At 65.0% G+C, this 19310-nt stretch carries 26 protein-coding genes; 14 read left to right on the top strand and 12 right to left on the bottom strand.

Going from position 1 to position 19310, the window contains the following annotated elements:
* The first annotated feature begins 27 nt into the window (after positions 1-27).
* The 3 genes from ccmB (at position 28) to QAZ22_RS04615 (ending at position 1570) form a co-directional block, all read left to right on the top strand.
* Positions 28-693, top strand: coding sequence for a heme exporter protein CcmB (ccmB, locus tag QAZ22_RS04605; protein WP_278077833.1), 666 nt, complete (start codon positions 28-30; stop codon positions 691-693).
* A gap of 128 nt (positions 694-821) precedes the next feature.
* Positions 822-995 (top strand): heme exporter protein CcmD, encoded by a 174-nt coding sequence (gene ccmD, locus QAZ22_RS04610; protein ID WP_278077832.1) that lies wholly within the window; start codon positions 822-824, stop codon positions 993-995.
* A complete protein-coding gene (locus QAZ22_RS04615) occupies positions 992-1570 on the top strand; it encodes a DsbE family thiol:disulfide interchange protein (RefSeq protein WP_278205808.1) in 579 nt (192 codons plus the stop codon). Before ccmD ends, QAZ22_RS04615 begins: the two co-directional genes overlap by 4 nt.
* A gap of 274 nt (positions 1571-1844) precedes the next feature.
* Here QAZ22_RS04615 and QAZ22_RS04620 read toward each other — a convergent pair whose 3' ends face one another.
* Positions 1845-2012, bottom strand: coding sequence for a hypothetical protein (locus tag QAZ22_RS04620; protein ID WP_278205809.1), 168 nt, complete (start codon positions 2010-2012; stop codon positions 1845-1847).
* A gap of 351 nt (positions 2013-2363) precedes the next feature.
* Here QAZ22_RS04620 and QAZ22_RS04625 point away from each other — a divergent pair, with 351 nt between their 5' ends.
* Positions 2364-3284 (top strand): SMP-30/gluconolactonase/LRE family protein, encoded by a 921-nt coding sequence (locus QAZ22_RS04625; protein ID WP_278205810.1) that lies wholly within the window; start codon positions 2364-2366, stop codon positions 3282-3284.
* Between the two features lie 187 nt (positions 3285-3471).
* Here the strand turns inward: QAZ22_RS04625 and QAZ22_RS04630 are convergent, their stop codons facing one another.
* The 9 genes from QAZ22_RS04630 to QAZ22_RS04670 all read right to left on the bottom strand — a co-directional run bounded on the left by QAZ22_RS04630 (position 3472) and on the right by QAZ22_RS04670 (position 10948).
* Positions 3472-4008, bottom strand: a complete 537-nt coding sequence (locus QAZ22_RS04630; RefSeq protein WP_278205811.1) for an NADPH-dependent FMN reductase — start codon at positions 4006-4008, stop codon at positions 3472-3474.
* Positions 4009-4040: 32 nt separating this feature from the next.
* Entirely contained in the window at positions 4041-4661 is a 621-nt protein-coding gene (locus QAZ22_RS04635) for a pyridoxamine 5'-phosphate oxidase family protein (RefSeq protein ID WP_278205812.1), read from the bottom strand.
* A gap of 64 nt (positions 4662-4725) precedes the next feature.
* Entirely contained in the window at positions 4726-5400 is a 675-nt protein-coding gene (locus QAZ22_RS04640; RefSeq protein ID WP_278077825.1) for a septation protein A, read from the bottom strand.
* Between the two features lie 52 nt (positions 5401-5452).
* Positions 5453-6433: a signal recognition particle-docking protein FtsY gene (gene ftsY / locus QAZ22_RS04645; protein WP_278205813.1), complete on the bottom strand. Its 981-nt coding sequence runs from the start codon at positions 6431-6433 to the stop codon at positions 5453-5455.
* Between the two features lie 34 nt (positions 6434-6467).
* Positions 6468-7391 carry a hypothetical protein gene (locus QAZ22_RS04650; protein WP_278205814.1) on the bottom strand — a complete coding sequence of 308 codons (924 nt, stop codon included), beginning with the start codon at positions 7389-7391 and terminating at the stop codon, positions 6468-6470.
* A gap of 13 nt (positions 7392-7404) precedes the next feature.
* Complete coding sequence (gene mtaB / locus QAZ22_RS04655) at positions 7405-8703, bottom strand: tRNA (N(6)-L-threonylcarbamoyladenosine(37)-C(2))-methylthiotransferase MtaB (protein WP_278205815.1); 1299 nt, start codon at positions 8701-8703, stop codon at positions 7405-7407.
* The gene (dapF, locus tag QAZ22_RS04660; protein ID WP_278205816.1) at positions 8703-9587 is read right to left on the bottom strand and encodes a diaminopimelate epimerase; all 885 of its coding nucleotides are present in this window, start codon (positions 9585-9587) and stop codon (positions 8703-8705) included. The genes mtaB and dapF overlap by 1 nt, the downstream gene beginning before the upstream one ends.
* 112 nt (positions 9588-9699) lie before the next feature.
* Positions 9700-9861 (bottom strand): DUF1328 family protein, encoded by a 162-nt coding sequence (locus tag QAZ22_RS04665; RefSeq protein ID WP_278205817.1) that lies wholly within the window; start codon positions 9859-9861, stop codon positions 9700-9702.
* A 76-nt stretch (positions 9862-9937) separates the two neighbouring features.
* Positions 9938-10948: an MBL fold metallo-hydrolase gene (locus QAZ22_RS04670; protein WP_278205818.1), complete on the bottom strand. Its 1011-nt coding sequence runs from the start codon at positions 10946-10948 to the stop codon at positions 9938-9940.
* Positions 10949-11077: 129 nt separating this feature from the next.
* Here QAZ22_RS04670 and QAZ22_RS04675 point away from each other — a divergent pair, with 129 nt between their 5' ends.
* The 3 genes from QAZ22_RS04675 (at position 11078) to zapE (ending at position 13670) form a co-directional block, all read left to right on the top strand.
* Positions 11078-11521 (top strand): VOC family protein, encoded by a 444-nt coding sequence (locus QAZ22_RS04675; protein WP_278205819.1) that lies wholly within the window; start codon positions 11078-11080, stop codon positions 11519-11521.
* A gap of 190 nt (positions 11522-11711) precedes the next feature.
* Positions 11712-12269: a protease inhibitor Inh/omp19 family protein gene (locus QAZ22_RS04680; protein ID WP_278205820.1), complete on the top strand. Its 558-nt coding sequence runs from the start codon at positions 11712-11714 to the stop codon at positions 12267-12269.
* A gap of 201 nt (positions 12270-12470) precedes the next feature.
* Entirely contained in the window at positions 12471-13670 is a 1200-nt protein-coding gene (zapE, locus tag QAZ22_RS04685; protein WP_278205821.1) for a cell division protein ZapE, read from the top strand.
* 240 nt (positions 13671-13910) lie between these two features.
* Here the strand turns inward: zapE and QAZ22_RS04690 are convergent, their stop codons facing one another.
* On the bottom strand, positions 13911-14216 hold the full coding sequence (locus QAZ22_RS04690) for a GNAT family N-acetyltransferase (RefSeq protein WP_278205822.1): 306 nt from the start codon (positions 14214-14216) through the stop codon (positions 13911-13913).
* Positions 14213-14344, bottom strand: coding sequence for a hypothetical protein (locus tag QAZ22_RS04695; RefSeq protein ID WP_278205823.1), 132 nt, complete (start codon positions 14342-14344; stop codon positions 14213-14215). The genes QAZ22_RS04690 and QAZ22_RS04695 overlap by 4 nt, the downstream gene beginning before the upstream one ends.
* 230 nt (positions 14345-14574) lie before the next feature.
* Between QAZ22_RS04695 and mdh the strand changes: the two genes are divergently transcribed.
* The 7 genes from mdh (at position 14575) to sucD (ending at position 19285) form a co-directional block, all read left to right on the top strand.
* On the top strand, positions 14575-15543 hold the full coding sequence (mdh, locus tag QAZ22_RS04700; RefSeq protein ID WP_278205824.1) for a malate dehydrogenase: 969 nt from the start codon (positions 14575-14577) through the stop codon (positions 15541-15543).
* A 25-nt stretch (positions 15544-15568) separates the two neighbouring features.
* A complete protein-coding gene (gene sucC / locus QAZ22_RS04705) occupies positions 15569-16762 on the top strand; it encodes an ADP-forming succinate--CoA ligase subunit beta (RefSeq protein WP_278205825.1) in 1194 nt (397 codons plus the stop codon).
* Positions 16763-16766: 4 nt separating this feature from the next.
* A complete protein-coding gene (locus tag QAZ22_RS04710; RefSeq protein WP_278205826.1) occupies positions 16767-17138 on the top strand; it encodes a cupin domain-containing protein in 372 nt (123 codons plus the stop codon).
* Between the two features lie 2 nt (positions 17139-17140).
* On the top strand, positions 17141-17632 hold the full coding sequence (locus QAZ22_RS04715) for a DUF1579 family protein (protein WP_278205827.1): 492 nt from the start codon (positions 17141-17143) through the stop codon (positions 17630-17632).
* 83 nt (positions 17633-17715) lie between these two features.
* Entirely contained in the window at positions 17716-18012 is a 297-nt protein-coding gene (locus tag QAZ22_RS04720; RefSeq protein ID WP_278077813.1) for a hypothetical protein, read from the top strand.
* Positions 17939-18355, top strand: coding sequence for a PIN domain-containing protein (locus tag QAZ22_RS04725; protein ID WP_278205828.1), 417 nt, complete (start codon positions 17939-17941; stop codon positions 18353-18355). Before QAZ22_RS04720 ends, QAZ22_RS04725 begins: the two co-directional genes overlap by 74 nt.
* A gap of 27 nt (positions 18356-18382) precedes the next feature.
* Positions 18383-19285 (top strand): succinate--CoA ligase subunit alpha, encoded by a 903-nt coding sequence (sucD, locus tag QAZ22_RS04730; protein WP_278205829.1) that lies wholly within the window; start codon positions 18383-18385, stop codon positions 19283-19285.
* The last annotated feature ends 25 nt before the right edge of the window (positions 19286-19310 follow it).

The following is a 19310-nucleotide window of genomic DNA, read 5'->3' on the forward strand; positions in this document are numbered from 1 at the left end:
GGTGCCCGGGCGGAGACATCTCAAATCATGCTAGCCCTCTTCCTGCGCGATATCCGCCTTTCCATCCGCGCTGGCGGCGGGGCGCTGATCGGCGTCATCTTCTTCCTGGCGGTGATCGCCACCATCCCGTTCGGCGTCGGGCCCGACCTCAACCTTCTGTCCCGCATCGGCCCGGCGATCCTGTGGATCGCGGCCTTGCTCGCCTGCCTGCTCGGCCTCGATCGCCTGTTCCAGGCCGACCGCGAGGATGGCTCGCTCGATCTGCTCGTGCTCAACAGCGACCGCCACATGCTGGCGCTGACGGTGCTGACCAAGTGCCTGGCGCACTGGATGGGCAGCGTACTGCCGCTGGTGATCGCGGCGCCCTTGCTCGGCCTCTTCATGAACATGGAGCCGCTTGGGATCGGCGCCACGGCGCTGACGCTGCTCGTCGGCACGCCGGCCATCACCTTCATCGGCGCCGCGGGCGCCGCGGTCGCAGTGGCGCTGCCGCGCGGCGGGCTCTTGATCTCCGTGCTGGTGCTGCCGCTCACCATCCCGGTGCTGATCTTCGGCGTCTCGGCGAGCTACGGCGCTGTGGCCGATCCGGCGCCGTTCCTGCAGCCCTTCCTCATTGTTGCCGCGCTGACGCTGTTTCTTGCCGTGGTTGGGCCGCTGGCGGCCGCGCTGGCACTGCGTCACGGGACGGATTGAGGCCGGAAGGACGTTTTCAACTGCGGCGCGGCGGCTGATTGCGCGGCCTGCGCTGCAGGGTTAAGGGAAGGCATGATCGAACGGATTGGCGTCGCAGGCGCGGAAGGCACGCACACGGGTACGCGGACATGAGCGCGCACGCCCTCTATGTCACCGCGGCCTATGCCATCACGGCGATCGTGCTGGTCGGGCTGATCGGCTGGATCCTGCTCGACCAGCGAGCGCGCAAGCGCGAACTCGCCGCGCTCGAGGCCGCGGGCGTACGGCGCCGTTCGGACAAGGCCGGGACGACGAAGCCGTGAGCACCGAAACCCAAACACCGGCCCCTCGTCGCCGCCTGTTCGTGATTTTGCCGCTGCTGGTTTTCCTTGGGCTGGCCGGGCTGTTCCTGTCGCAGCTCCTGTCCGGCCGTGACGAGTCGGAAATCCCCTCGGCCCTGATCGGCCTGCCGGCCCCGCAGACGAACCTGCCGCCGCTCGAAGGGTCGAACCTGCCGGGTCTCGATTCAAAAGCCTTCGCCGGCAAGGTGACGCTGGTCAACGTCTTCGCGTCATGGTGCGCGCCGTGCCGGGAAGAACATCCGGTGCTCTTGGCATTGTCGCAGGACAAGCGCTTCACGCTTGCGGCGCTGAACTATAAGGACCAGCCGGAGAATGCCCGCCGCTTCCTCGGCGATCTCGGCAACCCGTACCAGGCGATCGGCGTCGATCCGGCCGGGCGCGCGGCGATCGACTGGGGCGTCTACGGTGTGCCGGAGACCTTCGTCATCGGCAAGAACGGCAAAATCGCCTACAAGCATGTCGGGCCGCTGACGCCCGACTCTGCAAAGACGCTGTTGTTGCCGCAGATCGAGAAGGCGCTGGCTGCGCCGGGCTGAGGCGACCCCCCTTACGTCGTCATTCTAGGGCGAAGCAAGGAGCGAAGCGACGCAGCGCAGACCCTAGAATCCATGCCGTGGCGTTGATCGAGGAATGCGACCGCCCAGAATAAAAGCTTGGCTAGTACGCGAAATCACGGACTACGGCAAATAGGCTTTCTGCACCGCTGCGACGCTCGAAAGTCACGGCATGGATCCTTGGGTCTTCGCTCCGCTTCGCGTCGCTACGCCCAAGGATGACGAACGTCACAGACCGCACCCGGCCGCCTAAAACTCAGCCGTAGATCTGCTTGCGGATCTGGTAGAGCATCTCGGAGCGGTCGGCGCGCAGATCGGCGAGATCACGGCTCGACAGGTTCTCGATTTCGGCGACGAGACGGTTGTACTGGCGGCGCTTGGCGATGTTGGTGCGGGCGCGGGCGACGATGTTGTCGAAGATCATGACGAGGTTCCTTTGCTGCCGCATTCACGCGGCGGGTTTGTTCCTCCCTGATCGATTGCGAGCATGACATAGGAATGGTGCGTTGCAAAAGAAAGATGTTGCAATGCACCATTGCAGCCAGCGCATAGCCGGTTAACCCGATCCTAATGCCGTGCGCGGCGTTCATGATGTGGTGAAGGCAATCATCGATCTTGCCTTTGCGTCCTCCTGCTGTCTTGATCTCCCTACAGCGTCGAGCGTCCTTCCGGACGCGCAAAGAACGCTGTAGCACTTTGACTTTGAGCATGGTCCCTTTCCGAAAATCGATTCCGACTTTCGGGGCCATGCGCACGTGAATGCCGGGAGGAAAGCATGGCGGCCGCCGACTATTACGAAATTCTCGATCCACGCTTCGCGCGGCTGTTCAATGGCGGCGCGCAGGTTGAGAAGCTGTTCACCGGGTGCCGGTGGGCGGAAGGCCCGGCCTGGTTCGCGGCCGGCCGCTATGTCGTCTGGTCCGACATCCCCAACAACCGCATGCTGCGCTATGACGAGACCGACGGCAGCGTCAGCGTCTTTCGCCAGCCCTCGGGCAATTCCAACGGCAACACCGTCGACCGGGAAGGGCGGCTGGTGACCTGCGAGCATTCGGGCCGCCGCGTCAGCCGCACCGAGCATGATGGCTCGGTCACCACCGTAGCCGACACATGGAACGGCAAGCGGCTGAACTCGCCCAACGACGTGGTGGTGAAGTCCGACGGCTCGATCTGGTTCACCGACCCGACCTACGGCATAGACACCGATTATGAAGGCGACAAGGCCGAGAGCGAGATCGGCGCCTGCTATGTCTACCGCGTCGATCCCGGCACGGGCGAGGTCGAGGCCGTCATCACCGACATGGTCAGGCCGAACGGGCTCGCCTTCTCGCTCGATGAAAGCCTGCTCTATGTCGCCGACACCGGCCGCACGCATGGGGCCGAGAACCCTGCGCATATGCGGGTATTCAATGTCGGCGAGGGCGGAAAGAAGGTCTCGGGCGGCAAGGTGTTCGCCGACTGCACGGCCGGCCTGTTCGACGGTTTCAGGCTCGACGATGCCGGACGCATCTGGACGAGCGCGGCCGACGGCATCCACTGCTACGATCCGGACGGCACGCTGATCGGCAAGGTCAAGGTGCCGGAGGTGACCGCCAATTGCGTGTTCGGCGGCGCCAAGCGCAACTGCCTCTACATCGCCGGCACCACCTCGCTCTACATGGTCCGGCTGATGGTGAACGGAGCGAAGACGTATTGAGGCTGCTGCAGTTGCGTCCTTTCGTTCGTCATCCTCGGGCTTGACCCGAGGATCCATGCCGTGACCTTCGACGTCGGATGCAGCGGTGCAGAATTCTGTAACCATTGCAATGCCTTAGCGTAACGGCATGGATCCTAGGGTCTACGCTGCGTCGCTTCGCTCCTTGCTCCGCCCTAGGATGACGATCTCATGTTTGACCGCGTATAAACGCCGCGAAACTCTGGATCGCATTTCGCATCGCCAGCCGGTTCTCGGCCTCCGCCAGGATCGCCTCCACCTCCGGCGGCTTCTTGCCGAGCAGCGCGATCTCCATTGCCTCCTCCTCATACATCGCGAACGACATGGTGCGCATGATCTCGGCAAGCGCGGCGCGGGCATAGAGCGAGCGCGGCGAGGCGTGCACCAGCATCGCCGGCTTGCCGACCGCCGCATCGCGCGACACCAGCCAGTCGAGAGCGTTCTTCAGGCCGCCCGGCACGCCATGCGCATATTCGGGGCAGGAGACGATGAGGCCGTCGGCGCGGGTGACGGCGTCGATCAGACGTGCGGCTTCGCGCGGCGTGCGCTCGCCCTCGTCGTCCGGATTGAAGATCGGCAGCCGGCCAAGTCCGCCATAGACGACGACGCGGCGATCCGCGGGCGCGTTGGCGGCTAAAGCCGCGATCAGCGCCGAATTGGTCGAAGCGGCGCGCAGGCTGCCGGAGATGGCGAGGATCTCGATCAAGGGGATGAGCCGGGGTGAGTCGTCCCCGAATGCTACCACATGGTCTGCCTGTAATCGTCGTCCAGCTCGCGGTCGATCTCGCCGGCGCTCTCGGCCAGCGCCAGCTGGTCGCGGATGATCTGGCCGAGCGTCGGCAAGCCCGCGCGGTCGTACCAGGTCTCCGGCTTCCACAGTTCGGAGCGCATGAAGGCCTTGGCGCAATGCATGTATGCGGCCTTGACCGTCACCACGATGACGCTCTGCGGCTCCTTGCCGTCGACGGCCAGGCGCTCGCGCAGGCCGGCATCGACGGTGATGCGGGCGTCGCCATTGACGCGCAGCGTCTCGTTCATGCCGGGAATGAGGAAAAGCAGCCCGACCGAAGGATTGCGGATGATATTCTCCAGCGTGTCCAGCCGGTTGTTGCCCGGGCGGTCGGGAATGGCGATGGTGCTGTTGTCGAGGATGGCGGTGAAGCCGGGCTTGTCGCCTTTCGGCGTCACATCGGCATTGCCGTCGCCGTCGGAGGAACCGACCAGCACGAAAGGGCTCTTGCCGATGAAGGAGCGGCAGTGGCCGTCGAGCGCCTTGAGTTCCTTGCGGATCGAGCCGTCGGTCGGTCGAGGCGTCTTGTAGATCGTCCTCAGCTCGTCGCGCGTGGTGAGGAATTCCATCCCCGTCCCCCTGTATTCACGCAATTCCGTACGGAAGGCTACGGCGAGTCGCCGAGCCCAACCGTTACACACTTTTCCTGGAATTGCTTTCCTTGTCCTCGTCCTTGGCTTTTTCCTCCAGCGAATGGCGCATGATCAGCGGCATCTGGCTGAAGGTGAAGAGCAAGGTTATGGGGATCGTGCCCCAGACCTTGAAATACAGCCAGGTGGCCTCGGAGAAATTCCGCCACACCACCTCGTTCAGCACGGCCAGGAACAGGAAGAAGAGCCCCCACCGGAAGGTCAGCTTGCGCCAGCCTTCCGCGTCGAGCTGGAAGGCGGAATCGAAGACATAGCCAAGCAGCGATCGGCCGAAGACCAGGCCGCCGAGCAGCGCGACGCCGAACAGGGAGTTGATGATCGTCGGCTTCATGAAGGCGAAGGTCTTGTCCTGCAGGTACAGGGCAAGCGCGCCGAACACGAAGACGACGATCGCCGAGACCAGCGGCATCAGCGGCAGGCTGCGCGTCAGCGCCCAGGACGCGCTGAGCGAGAGGGCCGTCGCGACCATGAAGAATGCGGTGGCGATCAGGATCGGTTCGCCGAGATGGGTAAGGATCGGGAACTTTTGCGCAAGCCATTCGCCGCGGATGGTGGTGAAGAAGAACACCAGGCCCGGTCCCAGCTCGAGCAGGAACTTCAAGCCGGGATTGAGCGGCTTGCGGCGCGGGTCGGACGGGTCGCGTTCGAGGATATTCATAAGGTCCTTCTTGCGCATGATCTGGCCGAAAAGCAGGCAGATCACGCCATGTTCAAGCCACGCCGGCGATCGCCCTGGCGAATTCGCTTGCGGAAAACGGTTCGAGGTCGTCGACCTGCTCGCCGACGCCGATGAAATAGACCGGCAATCTGTGCTTGGCGGCGATCGCCACCAGAATACCGCCACGCGCCGTGCCGTCCAGCTTGGTCATCACCAGGCCGTTGACGCCGGCGACATTGCGGAAGATCTCGACCTGGCTCAGCGCATTCTGGCCGGTGGTGGCGTCGACCGTCTGCAGCACGGTGTGCGGCGCTTCCGGATCGAGCTTGCCGAGCACGCGAACGATCTTTTCCAGTTCCGCCATCAGCTCGGTCTTGTTCTGCAGGCGGCCGGCGGTGTCGATGATCAGCACGTCGGAGCCGGCCTCCTTCGCCTTTTCGAAGGCGTCGTAGGCGAGGCCGGCGGCATCGGCGCCGAGCTTGGTGGCGACGACCGGAGACTTGGTGCGCTCGCCCCAGATCTTGAGCTGCTCGATCGCGGCGGCGCGGAAGGTGTCGCCGGCCGCCAGCATCACCGAAAGGCCGCCCTCGGTCAGCTTGGCCGCCAGCTTGCCGATGGTCGTGGTCTTGCCGGTGCCGTTGACGCCGACGACCAGGATGACATGCGGCTTGTGGCTGAGGTCGAGCTCGAGCGGCTTGGCGACCGGCGTCAGGACCTTTTCCACCTCGGCAGCCATGACGGCGCGGACTTCCGAGTCGGACACGTCCTTGCCATAGCGGCTGGAAGCAAGTGAATCGGTGACGCGCAGCGCCGTCTCGACGCCGAGGTCGGCGCGGATCAGCACGTCCTCCAGATCCTGCAGCGTGTCTTCGTCCAGCTTGCGCTTGGTGAAGACGCCGGCGATGTTGCCGGTGAGCTCGCGCGAGGAACGGGCAAGCCCGTCCCGCATGCGCTGGAACCAGGAGCGCCGCGGCGCCGGCTCCGGCGCCTTTTGCGGCTCGGCCTTCTGCTCGACCTTCTTCGCGACCGTCACCTTGCCGGCGGAGGGGGCGGGCTTTGGGGCGCCCCTACCTCCCCCTCGAGGGGGAGGTCCCGAGCGCAGCTCGGGGGTGGGGGTGATCGGCGCCGGCGCTGTCACCCCGCCCCGCCGCTTCGCGTCGACCCTCCCCATCGAGGGGAGGGTGGGGCGTTGGCGCGGCTTCGGGCTCAGGCGCGATCTCGGCGCGCACCGGCTGCGGCTCGATCGGCGCCGGCTGGCGAAGAGGCTGCAGAATTTCCTTCGACGTCTCGGGGGTCGGTGCCGAATCCTCTATAGGTTGGCGCTGCCCCTCACCCTTACCCTCTCCCCGTGAAGGACGGGGAGAGGGGGGCGCGGGCGTTGGCGCCTCATCCTTCTCCCCGTCTCTATACGGGGAGAAGGTGCCGGCAGGCGGATGAGGGGCGGCGCTGACCTCGGAGGTTGGCTGCGCCGGGGATGGAGTCGACGGCGGGATTTCAGGAGGCACCGGCGTCTCTGTCGGAACCTCACTTGGCGGCGTCGGCACTTCGACCGGCGCCGGTTCGGGCTGCCGCTCCGGCCGTGACGGCACGATGTCCGGCTCGCTCGGCGCGGGGGGCGGGATTTCCTGCGGCTTCGGCTCGGGCGCCGGGCCTGGTGTGGGCTCGGGCCGGGCCGGCGGCACCGGCACTTCTTCCGGCGCCGGCGGTTCGGGTGTCCCCGGCGCCGGCTGCGGTTCTTCTTCCGGCTTGGGCTCGGGCAGCGGTTCCGGCTCGGAGGGAACAACCGGCTCCGGCGCCGGCGGGATGCCCGGGGTAGGCTCGGGCTTCGGCTCTTCGGGCGCCGGCTGGGGCGCAGGCTCCTGCTCGGCTCCCGGCTTCAGCGCCTCCAGCGCGTCCCATTTGATCGGCGGCAGCGGCGCTGTCTCGTCGACGCGCTCCTCGACGACCTCTTTCCTGCCGAACGAAAATATCTTCTTGAAGAAACCAGCCATGCGTCTCGCAGTCTCAGGCGGCTTGGGCGGCAATGGGAGCCGCGATCAGGCGGGCGCCGTCATGGCCGGTGACAACCGCCTCGACGATCTCGCCCGGCGCGCCAATGGTTATCGCGGCAAGGGTAAAACCTTCGGTGCGGCCGAGGCCGTCGCGCTCGACCAGGATCGACTGGCGGGTGCCGGCAAGGGACGCTAGATGGCGGCGATAGGCGGCTTCGCCGGCGGCGCGCAGCCTGGCGGCGCGCTGCTTGATCACCTCGCGGCGCAGCTGCGGCATGCGCGCGGCCGGCGTGCCTTCGCGCGCGGAAAACGGGAAGACGTGCAGATGCGTGAGGCCGCATTCCTCGACTATTCTTTCCGAATTTTCGAACATCGCCTCGGTCTCTGTCGGGAAGCCGGCGATGATGTCGGCGCCGAAGACGATGCCTGGACGGAGCTTGCGCACGTCCTCGCAGAAGCGGATCGACTGATCGCGCAGATGGCGGCGCTTCATGCGCTTCAGGATCATGTCGTCGCCCGACTGCAGCGACAGATGCAGATGCGGCATCAGCCTGGGCTCGGTGGCGATCGCATCCAGCAGGTCGTCGTCGGCTTCGATCGAATCGATCGAGGAGAGCCTCAGTCGTTTCACATCGGGCACCTGGCGCAGGATCGTCTTCACCAGTTTTCCCAGTTTCGGACTGCCCGGCAGGTCAGCGCCAAAATTGGTCATGTCGACGCCGGAGAGCACGATCTCGGCATAGCCGTTGCCGGCCAGCCGCTTGACCTGCTCGACCACGGCGCCCATCGGCACCGAGCGCGAATTGCCGCGGCCGTAGGGGATGATGCAGAAGGTGCAGCGATGGTCGCAGCCATTCTGCACCTGCACGAAGGCACGCGCCCGGCCCTCGATGGCGTCGACCATATGGCTTGCCGTCTCGCGCACCGAGAAGATGTCGTTGACGCGCGCCTTCTCGGTGTCGTTGACGCCGAAATCGGGCAGCGCACGGTAGGAGTTCGCCTTCAGCTTCTCCTCGTTGCCGAGGACGAGGTCGACCTCGTCCATGGCGGCGAAGTTCTGCGGCTCGGTCTGCGCCGCGCAGCCGGTGACGATGATGCGCGCCTCAGGGTTCTCGCGGCGGGCCTTGCGGATCGCCTGCTTGGCCTGACGCACCGCCTCGGCGGTGACGGCGCAGGTGTTGAAGATGACAGCGCCGCCTTGGAGCGCGCCCAGGCCTGCGCTTTCGGCCTCGCGCCGCATCACCTCGGATTCATAGGTGTTGAGGCGGCAGCCGAGCGTGACGACGTCGACACCTTTGGCGAGAGCGGACATCAGGCGGCGCTTTCGGTGTCGCGTGCCCAGGCGCCGGTCGAGGGGTCGAAGCTGCCGGAAAACTCCCACTCGGCGGCGCCGGTCAGGATGACGTGGTCGTCGTCGCGCCACTCGACATGCAGTTCGCCGCCGCCCGGCGTGATCAGCGTCACGCTGCGGCCGGTGCGCTTGGTGCGGGCGGCGGCCACCACGGCGGCGCAGGCGGCGGAACCGCAGGCCCTGGTGAGACCCGCGCCGCGCTCGCAGGTGCGGACGATCATGGTTTGCGGCGAGGTGACCTGAGCGATGGTGATGTTGGCGCGCTCGGGAAAGATCGGATGGTTCTCGAGCAGCGGGCCGAAGCGGTCGAGCTCGTAGGACCAGACGTCGCGGTCGACCCAGAAGATGGCGTGCGGATTGCCCATCGAGACGACAGAGGGCGAGTGCAGCACCGGCGCGTCGATCGGGCCGATCTGCAATTCGATCATGCGGGTGTCGCGGAATTCCTCGGCGAGCGGGATCTCCTGCCAGCCGAAGCGCGGCTTGCCCATGTCGACCGAGATCGAGCCGTCGGCATGTTCCTCGGCGTTGAGGATGCCGGCGCGGGTCTCGAAGGTGAATGTCTTCAGGCCGGTCTCGGCGGCCAAAGCCTGTACCACACAGCGCGTGCCGTTGCCGCAGGCCTGCGCGCTGGTGCCGTCGGAATTCAGGATGTCGATGTAGTAGGCGGTGCCCGGCGTCCGCGCATCGTGGATCGCCATGATCTGGTCGAACTTGGTCGCGGCGTCGGCGTTGAGCGCGATCGCGGCCGACGCCGTCACGTGGTCGGCACGGCCGCGCATATCGGCAACGATGATCTCGTTGCCGATGCCGTTCATCTTGGCGAAGGGGGCGGTGCCTGCCATCGATCCCGTCATTTCCGTGTCCGTTTCGCGCTATATGGCGGAAACGGGCGGGAATTACCAGTCCGGCGCGGTCACGGAGACGCCGCGCCCGGCGACGACCAAGAGGTCGCGCCTAGGTTACAGCGAAGACACCGAGCACGAGCAGCAGGAAGAGGATCAGCACGATGCCGATCAGGATCCGCGCGCCCAAGGCGGCGGCGCCGGCAAGCGCCGGCATGCCGAGCAGGCTCGCCGCGGCGGCGACAATTAGAAGAATGATGATCCACTTGATCATGAGACCGGCTCCCTGCCGAAATTGTGTCAAGGAAGCAACGCAAGCCATGCGTTTCGGGTTCCGCTACCCGAGCGGGCTACGCGGGCGGCACATCCCACACTTCGCCCGGGCGCATGGCGCGAAAACGCTCCGGCGAAATGCCCTCGGCGGCCAATGCCTCGGCCAGCCTTTGCGCCGGCTCCTCGATCGGCTCGTCGGTGAGCTGGAAGGTGCCCCAGTGGCAGCCGGCGGCATGGGCGGCGTTGCACAGCCTCATGCCCTGGACGGCTTCCTCCGGGTTCTGGTGCTGCGGCGCCATGAACCAGCGCGGCTCGTAGGCGCCGATCGGCAGGATGGCCAACCGGAAGCCGCCGTGTCTTTCCGCCATCCGGCGGTAGTTTGTCCCGCCGTGGAAACCGGTGTCGCCGGCGAAATAGACCTTGCCTCCCGCCGTTTCGATCACGAAGCCCGCCCATAGCGCCATACGGCGGTCGCGCGCGCCGCGCGCCGACCAGTGATGCACCGGCTCGATGTGAATGACGGCGCCGTTGCCGAATTCGACCCGTTCGCTCCAGTCATGCGTCGAAAGCCGCATGTCGGGAACGGCAGCGCCGACGATCGCGTCATTGCCGAGTGGCATGACCGCCAGCGGATTGTGGCTCTGCTTCAACCGTCGCAACGTGGCGAGGTCGAGATGGTCATAGTGGTTGTGGCTGACCAGCACGAGATCGATCGGCGGCAGATCGGAAAAGGCGACGCCTGGCGCGTTGACTCGCTTCGGCCCGGCGAGGGCGAAGGGCGAGGCGCGCTCCGACCAGACCGGGTCGGTCAGGATGTTCAATCCGGCGGTCTGGATAAGCAGCGAGGCGTGGCCGACCATGGTGAGCCGAAGTGCCGCGCCCTCGATCCTTTTGTCTGGCTTCGCCTGGCGGTAGGGGCTTGGGAAAGCCGCCGGCCATTTCGAGCGTGCCCCGCTCAACTGCCATCTCAGCAAATCGCTGAAGCGCGCGGGCGGCCTGCCGTCGGGATTGAAAAAGAGCGCGCCGTCGAAATGATCGCTGGGCGGGCCGCTATAGTAGCGGTTGGCTGCTTTCTTTCCCGCGGCCATCGGTTCTCCGTCCGCTCTGTTGCTTTTTCCTGAAATAAGGATGCCGCCGCCTGGCGCAAGCATTTTGCTGACGAATGCCAAGGGCCGGAACATTGCTTGGTCTACGATCGGGACCGGAGGACGAGCGCCATGGCGATGAAGCGGACCAAGACACCATGGATGAAGGCCGGGGATTTCGGCCGCTCGCTGCCGCGCGGGCTGGGCGTCAACCTTCTGGTCACCGACATGGCGGCGATGGAAGCCTTCTTCCGCGATGTGCTCGGCGCTGAAATCATCTATGCCGACGAGGATTTCGCCGCGATCGCGCTGCTGGGCTCGATCCTCATGCTGCATGCCGATCATTCTTATCTCGACAATCCGATGACCGGCGTGACTGCCGGTGCCGAAACGCGCGGCGCCGGCATCGAATTGCGCCTCTATGGCGCCGATCCGGATGCGGTGGAGGAAAAGGCGGCGGCGCTCGGCCATGTCGTGCTGGCAGGCTCGATCGACAAGCCGCATGGCCTGCGCGAATGCTATGTCGTCGGCCCCGACGGCTATGTCTTCGTGCCTAGCGCACGGCTGCAAGCCTGAAATTTCAATAAGTTACGGCCGAGACGCCCGGCGTGTCTCCGGCAGCAGACACCCTTGAGATAAATTTGCAACACGAGCTCCGAAAACCCTATTTTAACCATATCGGGTTGAAATTCTGCCACCTTCGCCATCTTGGTGAAGCGAGTGTTTACGCGGACGGCGCCCCCCACCGGATCCGACGGAGGTTGGAATGACTTTTTCGAAGACCCGCACTTTTTCGAGAACGGGCCTTTTGGCCGTATCGCTGGCCGCGCTCGTCGCGAGCGGCTGCTCGACCTCGCGCTTCTCGTCGATGGATGACCAGCAGCCGGCGCCGCTCACGCCGGCGCCGTCCGGCACGGTGACGCAGAACCAACTGCCGCCGCCGGCCGCTCCGGGCACCACCGACCCGTCGCAATTCCCGACCGCGCCGAAGAACACGCAGGTCGCCTCGCTGCCGCCGGACGGCGCCGCGCCCGCGGGCGCCACGGACCTGACCGCGGCCAGCGTCGCCGGCGTCTGGAACGTCAGCGTCGGAGGCCAGGGCTGCAAGGTGGCGACGCCTCAGACCAAGTTCGGCGCCGGCTATCGCGCCGGGCCGCTGCACTGCCCGGCCCCGATCGACGGGATCAAGTCGTGGAACGTCGCCGGCAAGCAGCTCACGCTCTATGACGAAAACGGCGGCGCGCTGGCCAGGCTCTATTCTTCCGGCGGCGAAAAGTTCGACGGCCAGACTTCCAACGGGCAGCCGATCTCGCTTACAAGGTAAAGCCATAGGGTGTGCTGATATTCAGGTGATGCCGGCCTGCGAACGGCGGGCTCCTGCGCTTCCGGTGCTCACGTACTTCAAGTACGCTCCGCTCCGGTTCTCGCAAGCCGCCATTCTCGGCTCGGCCTGACCTGAATCTCAGCACACCCTTGGCACCTTGGCACCCCTAGAGCATTCCGCTCAGAGCAAACGACGTGACCTATGCATCTGCGTGACGGCCTCCAGACCCATGTGACCGTCAGGCAGCGCTATGACCACCTGGTAGAAACCGGCGCGGTCGGACGCGACCCGGCGCAGGAGCGTGTCGTCGCCGCGCTCGACCGGCTGACCAACGAGATCTCGGCAAAAAGGCTGGCGCAGAAATCCAGCGCGCTGGGCTGGCTGTTCGCGCGCAAAAGGCAGCCGCGGGAGCCAGTCAAGGGCCTTTACATCCATGGCGGCGTCGGGCGCGGCAAGACCATGCTGATGGACATGTTCTTCGAGCTGCTGCCGGTCAGGCGCAAGCGCCGCGTCCATTTCAACGACTTCATGGCCGACGTGCAGGACCGCATCCAAAAACACCGGGCGGCGCGCAAGAACGGCGACGTGAAGGAGGACGACCCGATCCCGCCGGTGGCGCGGGCGCTGGCCGACGAGGCCTGGGTATTGTGTTTCGACGAGTTTTCCGTCACCGACATCGCCGACGCGATGATCCTGTCGCGCCTGTTCTCGGCCCTGTTCGCCAACGGCGTCGTGCTGGTCGCCACCTCCAACGTCGCGCCGCAGGACCTTTATCGGGATGGCCTCAACCGGCAGCTCTTCCTGCCATTCATCGGCCTGCTCGAACGCAATGCCGAAGTGCTGACGCTGAATGCCGAAAAGGACTACCGGCAGGAAAAGCTCAATCGCCTGCCGGTCTATGTCACGCCTGCCGACGAGGCGGCCGACCGCGCGCTCGACGAGGCCTGGACGGCGATGACGCAAGGCAGGCCGACGGCGGAGACGACGATCGCGCTAAAAGGGCGTCATATCGCCGTGCCGCGCGCCGCCGGCGACGCCGCGCGCTTTTCCTTCGCCGAGCTTTGCGAAAAGCCGCACGGGGCGCGCGACTATCTGGCGATCGCCAACCGCTTCTCGACGATCTTCATCGACCATGTGCCGGTGCTCGGCGAAGGCAAGCGCAACGAGGCCAAGCGCTTCATCCTGCTGATCGACACGCTTTACGATCACCGCATGCGGCTGGTGATGAGCGCCGACGCGCCGCCCGAAGGGCTCTACACCGCCAAGCGCGGCACGGAAGTGTTCGAATTCGAGCGCACCGCCTCGCGACTGATCGAAATGCAGAGCCGAGATTGGCTGGAAGGCTGGGCGGAGCGACGGCAGGTTGAGGCGCCGGCAGAGGCAAGGCAGGCGCAGGGGTAGATAGGGGTTAGCTTCGTCATTCTAGGGCGGAGCGACGCAAAGCGTCGCGGAGACCCTAGAATCCATTCGGTGACCTAGGACGTGGAACGCAGCGGTTCAGAATAGGACTCTTGTCGACACTTCTCTTCATATCGTTCTGCCTCGTGACATCGCTTCTATGTCACGGCATGGATTCTAGGGTCTATGCGCGTCGCTTCGCTCCTTGCTCCGCCCTAGAATGACGAGGCGGAGGGTCTTCGGCTAATCTCGAAGCCTGTACACGTACATGACGAAATCCTCCGCCTTGCCATGCTGCTCATTCCGCGCTTCATAAAGCGCCCGCGCCGGCTCGTTATCGGGCTCGGTGCCGACCCAGGCCTCTTCGCAGCCGTGCTCGCGGCCGATCTCGAACACAGCATCGAGCATCTTGCTCGCAATGCCTTGCCGCTGGAAAGGCGGCGCCACGCCGACTTCGTCGATGTAGAGTTCGCTCACCTTGTCGGGATGGCGGTGGATGACCGCGGCACACTGGCCGACCACCATTCCGTCGACAACCGCCACGATCATGAAATGCCAGGCGAGGCGAGATAGGCGGCGAGGCGGTCGGGTCGGACCGGCTCGTCGAACACATCGTTCGCCATTCGCATCACAAGGGCGTCATTGCCGGGATGGAGCCTTCTGATTTCGACGTTCATTGTGTAAATTCTCCTCAGTCGGCTCACGAACTTTGACGTTTACGTAATTCCCAAACCATCTAACCGATTGAAAACACTAAGCTCGAAATAATCGTTTGAATTTCTTCCGCACCGGAGCTATTGGGTGCGGCGAAATCTCGCGGGTTCCCGCATCCTTCCGGCCTTCCCGGCCCCGTCGTCAATTCTGCCAAGATTTGGGCATCGTCACAGACAAGGGAAAACATCCTGACATGGCACGCAACAAGATAGCGCTCATCGGCTCTGGCATGATCGGCGGCACGCTCGCCCATATGATCGGCCTCAAGGATCTCGGCGACGTGGTGCTGTTCGATATCGCCGAAGGCATTCCGCAGGGCAAGGGCCTGGACATCGCGCAGTCCTCGCCGGTCGACGGGTTCGACGCCAGGCTGACCGGCGTCAACGACTATGCCGGCATCGAGGGCGCGGATGTGTGCATCGTCACCGCCGGCGTGCCGCGCAAGCCCGGCATGAGCCGCGACGACCTGCTCGGCATCAACCTCAAGGTCATGGAACAGGTCGGCGCCGGCCTGAAGAAATACGCGCCGAAGGCCTTCGTCGTCTGCATCACCAACCCGCTCGACGCCATGGTCTGGGCCTTGCAGAAGTTCTCCGGCCTGCCAACCAGCCATGTCGTCGGCATGGCCGGCGTGCTGGACAGCGCCCGCTTCCGCTACTTCCTGGCCGAAGAGTTCAAGGTCTCGGTCGAGGACGTCACCGCCTTCGTGCTCGGCGGCCACGGCGACTCGATGGTGCCGATGATCCGCTATTCGACGGTGTCGGGCATCCCGCTGCCCGACCTCGTCAAGATGGGCTGGACCTCGAAAGAGAAGCTCGACCAGATCGTGCAGCGCACCCGTGACGGTGGCGCCGAGATCGTCGGCCTCTTGAAGACCGGCTCGGCCTATTACGCGCCGGCCGCCTCTGCGATCGCCATGGCCGAATCCTACCTGAAGGACAAGAAGCGCGTGCTGCCCTGCGCGGCGCATCTGTCGGGCCAATATGGCGTCAAGAACACCTATGTCGGCGTTCCGGTGGTGATCGGCGCCGGCGGCGTCGAGCGCGTCATCGAGATCGACCTGTCCAAGGCCGAGCAGAAGATGTTCGACAATTCGGTGGCCGCCGTTCAGGGCCTGACCGAGGCCTGCACCAAGATCGCCCCGCATCTCGCTAGCAAGTAATCGCCCCTCCCCGGAGACCAAGCGCATGAACATCCATGAGTATCAGGCCAAGGCGCTGCTGAAGGGCTTTGGCGCTCCGGTCGCCGAAGGCGCGCCGGTGTTCAACGCCAGCGAGGCGGAAGCCGCCGCCAGGGCGCTGCCCGGCCCGCTCTATGTGGTGAAGAGCCAGATCCACGCCGGCGGCCGCGGCAAGGGCAAGTTCAAGGAACTCGGCCCCGACGCCAAGGGCGGCGTTCGGCTGGCGAAGTCCGCCGCCGAGGTGGCCGCCAACGCCAAGGAAATGCTCGGCCATACGCTGGTCACCAAGCAGACCGGACCTTCCGGCAAGCAGGTCAACCGCCTCTATATCGAGGACGGCGCCGACATTGCCCGCGAGCTCTATCTGTCGATCCTCGTCGACCGCTCGGTCGGCCGCGTCGCCTTCGTCGTCTCGACCGAGGGCGGCATGGACATCGAGGCGGTCGCGCATGACACGCCGGAAAAGATCCTTACCATCGCCATCGACCCGGAAAAGGGCGTGACGGCGGAAGACGTGAAGACGCTCAACGCTGCGCTGAAGCTCGACGGCGATGCGGCCAAGGACGGCGCCGCGCTGTTCCCGACGCTCTACAAGGCCTTCGTCGAGAAGGACATGAGCCTGCTCGAGGTCAATCCGCTGATCGTCATGAAGGACGGGCATCTGCGCGTGCTCGACGCAAAGGTGTCGTTCGACAACAACGCGCTGTTCCGCCATCCGGACGTGATGGAGCTGCGCGACACCACCGAAGAGGACGAGAAGGAGATCGAGGCGTCGAAATACGACCTCGCCTATGTCGCGCTCGACGGCAATATCGGCTGCATGGTCAACGGCGCGGGCCTCGCCATGGCGACGATGGACATCATCAAGCTCTACGGCGCCGAGCCCGCCAACTTCCTCGACGTCGGCGGCGGCGCTTCGAAGGAGAAAGTGACGGCGGCGTTCAAGATCATCACCAAGGATCCGGCGGTCGAAGGCATACTGATCAACATCTTCGGTGGCATCATGAAATGTGATGTCATCGCCGAGGGCGTGATCGCGGCGGTCAAGGAAGTCGGGCTGAAGGTGCCGCTGGTCGTGCGGCTGGAAGGCACCAATGCCGAGCTCGGCAAGAAGATCATCAACGACAGCGGCTTGAACGTCGTCTCGGCCGACGACCTCGACGACGCGGCCAAGAAGATCGTCAAGGCGGTGAAGGGCTGAGCGGATGCCTCCGCGCAAGATCAATCTGGTCGAGGCGGCGGACGCGAAGATCGCCAAGGTCTTCGATCCGCACATCGCCGGCGACGTCAACGACGCCCAGGCGAAGGTAGCCAAGTTCGGCGAGGTCTTCGACTGGCACGCGCATGACAATGAGGACGAGGCCTTCCTGGTGCTGCGCGGCCGGATCGCCATCGATTTCCGCGACGGGGCGGTCGAGCTCGGCGAAGGCGACTTCATCGTCGTGCCGCGCGGCGTCGAGCACCGGCCGCGTTCGCTGGCCAAGGAGCCGGTGGTGCTGATGTTCGAGCCAGCGACGACTTTGAACACCGGCAACGCCAAGAGCGACCTCACCGTCACCGATTTGAAGCGGCTCTGACCATGAACGCCTTCTCTTCCCTCTCGGCCGATCACCAGCGCCTGCAGGCGCTGGTCGGCGCGTGGCGCGGCGAGGAAGAGGTGGCGGCGACGCAATGGACCGATGCGGGCACGGCGACCGCGGAAGTGCTGGCGCAGCCTGAGTTCGGCGGCCTGTTCGTGGTGCAGCGCTATCGCCAGCGTCGCGACGGCACCGTCTCGTTCGGCGCGCATAATGTGTTCGGCTTCGACCAGCCGAACGGTCTCGTCACCATGCATCAGTTCGACTCGATGGGGTTCGTGCCGGCCTCGCCCGCAACTGGCGTGTGGGACGGCAGCCAGCTCACTCTGGAGCGCTCGTCGCCGCGCGGCGCCGCCCGCGTGACCTACGATTTCGACGGCGGCGACACCTATCGCATGCGGCTGCAATTCCAGCCGGTTGGCGGTGATGGCTGGCTAGACATGGTGCGCGGCGTCTATCGGCGCGTTTCGCCTTCCGAGATGAAGGAAGGCTGAGCGATGGAAGCGGCGGTCAGGGCGGTTGAAGGATTACACATAATCACACATATTATGGCTGTGTATTTATGTGGAGACGGACAATGAAAAACGTCACCCTGGCCATGGACGAGACCCTGCTTGAGCAGGCGCGAGGCCTTGCCGCGCGCCGCAAGACGACGCTCAACGCCCTCATTCGTTCACTGCTTGCGCATGAAGTCGAGCAGGAAGACAGGATTGCCTGGGCGCGGGAAGGGATGCGCAGGCTGATGGCCGAAAAACCTCTCGACCTGGGCCCTGCATACAAATGGAACCGGGACGAGATCTATGCCGAACGAGAAGATAGAATGCTTTCTCGACTCGAACGTCCTCCTTTACGCGGCTTCGGAGAGGACAAGTGATCCCCGCCGACATGATATCGCGCAAAGCCTTGTGCTCGAGACTGTGTTCGGCGTCTCGGGCCAGACCTTGGCCGAATTCGCGAATGTCGCGAGACGGAAGTCGGTCTTCGCCGATGCTGTGGTCGACGAGTGGCTGGTCTTTCTCGGCACGCTTCCGTTTGTCCCGGTCGACCAGGCCTATGTCATCGCGGGGCTCCGTCTCGCGCGCCGCTATCAACTCAAATATTACGACGCGGCATTGCTCGCGGCGGCGGAGCGGCTCGGCGCGCCGGTTTTCTACACCGAAGATCTCAACCATAACCAGGTCTATGGCTCGGTCCGGGCCGTCAATCCTTTCTTGTAATCGCTGAATTCAGAGGCGTTCTCTCCCATGTCCATTCTCGTCGACAAGAACACCAAGGTTCTCGTGCAGGGCCTGACCGGCAAGACCGGCACGTTCCATACCGAGCAGGCGCTGGCCTATCACGGCACCAAGATGGTGGGCGGCATCCACCCGAAGAAGGGCGGCGAGACCTGGACCGGCTCGAAGGGCGAGACCCTGCCGATCTTCGCTTCCGTCGCCGAGGGCAAGGAAAAGACCGGCGCCAACGCCTCCGTCGTCTATGTGCCGCCGGCGGGTGCGGCCGAGGCCATCATCGAGGCGATCGAGGCCGAGATCCCGCTCATCGTCTGCATCACCGAAGGCATCCCGGTGATGGACATGGTCAAGGTCAAGGCACGGCTCGATCGCTCGAAGTCGCGGCTGATCGGCCCGAACTGCCCGGGCGTGCTGACGCCCGACGAATGCAAGATCGGCATCATGCCCGGCAACATCTTCCGCAAGGGCTCGGTCGGCGTTGTTTCCCGCTCGGGAACGCTTACCTATGAAGCAGTCTTCCAGACCACCAATGTCGGCCTCGGCCAGACCACCGCGGTCGGCATCGGCGGCGACCCGGTCAAGGGCACCGAGTTCATCGACGTGCTCGAAATGTTCCTCGCCGACGACGAGACCAAGTCGATCATCATGATCGGCGAGATCGGCGGCTCGGCCGAGGAAGACGCCGCGCAGTTCCTCAAGGACGAGGCCAAGCGCGGCCGCAAGAAGCCGATGGCGGGCTTCATTGCCGGGCGCACGGCGCCGGCCGGCCGCACCATGGGCCACGCGGGCGCGGTGATCTCCGGCGGCAAGGGCGGCGCGGAAGACAAGATCGCGGCGATGGAATCGGCCGGCATCAAGGTTTCGCCGTCGCCGGCGAGGCTCGGCACGACGCTGGTCGAGGCGATCAAGGGTTAAGGGAGTAGGGGAGTAAGGCAGTAGG

The organism is Mesorhizobium sp. WSM4906 (genome assembly GCF_029674625.1).
In the GTDB taxonomy this organism is placed as follows: Bacteria; Pseudomonadota; Alphaproteobacteria; order Rhizobiales; family Rhizobiaceae; genus Mesorhizobium.

Coding starts and splice junctions, on each gene's coding strand:
- ccmB (WP_278077833.1), top strand. CDS start 28: ATGCTAGCCCTCTTCCTGCGCGATATCCGCCTTTCCATCCGCGCTGGC.
- ccmD (WP_278077832.1), top strand. CDS start 822: ATGAGCGCGCACGCCCTCTATGTCACCGCGGCCTATGCCATCACGGCG.
- QAZ22_RS04620 (WP_278205809.1), bottom strand. CDS start 2,012: ATGATCTTCGACAACATCGTCGCCCGCGCCCGCACCAACATCGCCAAG.
- QAZ22_RS04625 (WP_278205810.1), top strand. CDS start 2,364: ATGGCGGCCGCCGACTATTACGAAATTCTCGATCCACGCTTCGCGCGG.
- QAZ22_RS04635 (WP_278205812.1), bottom strand. CDS start 4,661: ATGGAATTCCTCACCACGCGCGACGAGCTGAGGACGATCTACAAGACG.
- QAZ22_RS04640 (WP_278077825.1), bottom strand. CDS start 5,400: ATGAATATCCTCGAACGCGACCCGTCCGACCCGCGCCGCAAGCCGCTC.
- QAZ22_RS04650 (WP_278205814.1), bottom strand. CDS start 7,391: ATGGCTGGTTTCTTCAAGAAGATATTTTCGTTCGGCAGGAAAGAGGTC.
- mtaB (WP_278205815.1), bottom strand. CDS start 8,703: ATGTCCGCTCTCGCCAAAGGTGTCGACGTCGTCACGCTCGGCTGCCGC.
- dapF (WP_278205816.1), bottom strand. CDS start 9,587: ATGGCAGGCACCGCCCCCTTCGCCAAGATGAACGGCATCGGCAACGAG.
- QAZ22_RS04665 (WP_278205817.1), bottom strand. CDS start 9,861: ATGATCAAGTGGATCATCATTCTTCTAATTGTCGCCGCCGCGGCGAGC.
- QAZ22_RS04670 (WP_278205818.1), bottom strand. CDS start 10,948: ATGGCCGCGGGAAAGAAAGCAGCCAACCGCTACTATAGCGGCCCGCCC.
- QAZ22_RS04675 (WP_278205819.1), top strand. CDS start 11,078: ATGGCGATGAAGCGGACCAAGACACCATGGATGAAGGCCGGGGATTTC.
- QAZ22_RS04680 (WP_278205820.1), top strand. CDS start 11,712: ATGACTTTTTCGAAGACCCGCACTTTTTCGAGAACGGGCCTTTTGGCC.
- zapE (WP_278205821.1), top strand. CDS start 12,471: ATGCATCTGCGTGACGGCCTCCAGACCCATGTGACCGTCAGGCAGCGC.
- QAZ22_RS04690 (WP_278205822.1), bottom strand. CDS start 14,216: ATGATCGTGGCGGTTGTCGACGGAATGGTGGTCGGCCAGTGTGCCGCG.
- QAZ22_RS04695 (WP_278205823.1), bottom strand. CDS start 14,344: ATGAACGTCGAAATCAGAAGGCTCCATCCCGGCAATGACGCCCTTGTG.
- mdh (WP_278205824.1), top strand. CDS start 14,575: ATGGCACGCAACAAGATAGCGCTCATCGGCTCTGGCATGATCGGCGGC.
- sucC (WP_278205825.1), top strand. CDS start 15,569: ATGAACATCCATGAGTATCAGGCCAAGGCGCTGCTGAAGGGCTTTGGC.
- QAZ22_RS04710 (WP_278205826.1), top strand. CDS start 16,767: ATGCCTCCGCGCAAGATCAATCTGGTCGAGGCGGCGGACGCGAAGATC.
- QAZ22_RS04715 (WP_278205827.1), top strand. CDS start 17,141: ATGAACGCCTTCTCTTCCCTCTCGGCCGATCACCAGCGCCTGCAGGCG.
- QAZ22_RS04720 (WP_278077813.1), top strand. CDS start 17,716: ATGAAAAACGTCACCCTGGCCATGGACGAGACCCTGCTTGAGCAGGCG.
- QAZ22_RS04725 (WP_278205828.1), top strand. CDS start 17,939: ATGCCGAACGAGAAGATAGAATGCTTTCTCGACTCGAACGTCCTCCTT.
- sucD (WP_278205829.1), top strand. CDS start 18,383: ATGTCCATTCTCGTCGACAAGAACACCAAGGTTCTCGTGCAGGGCCTG.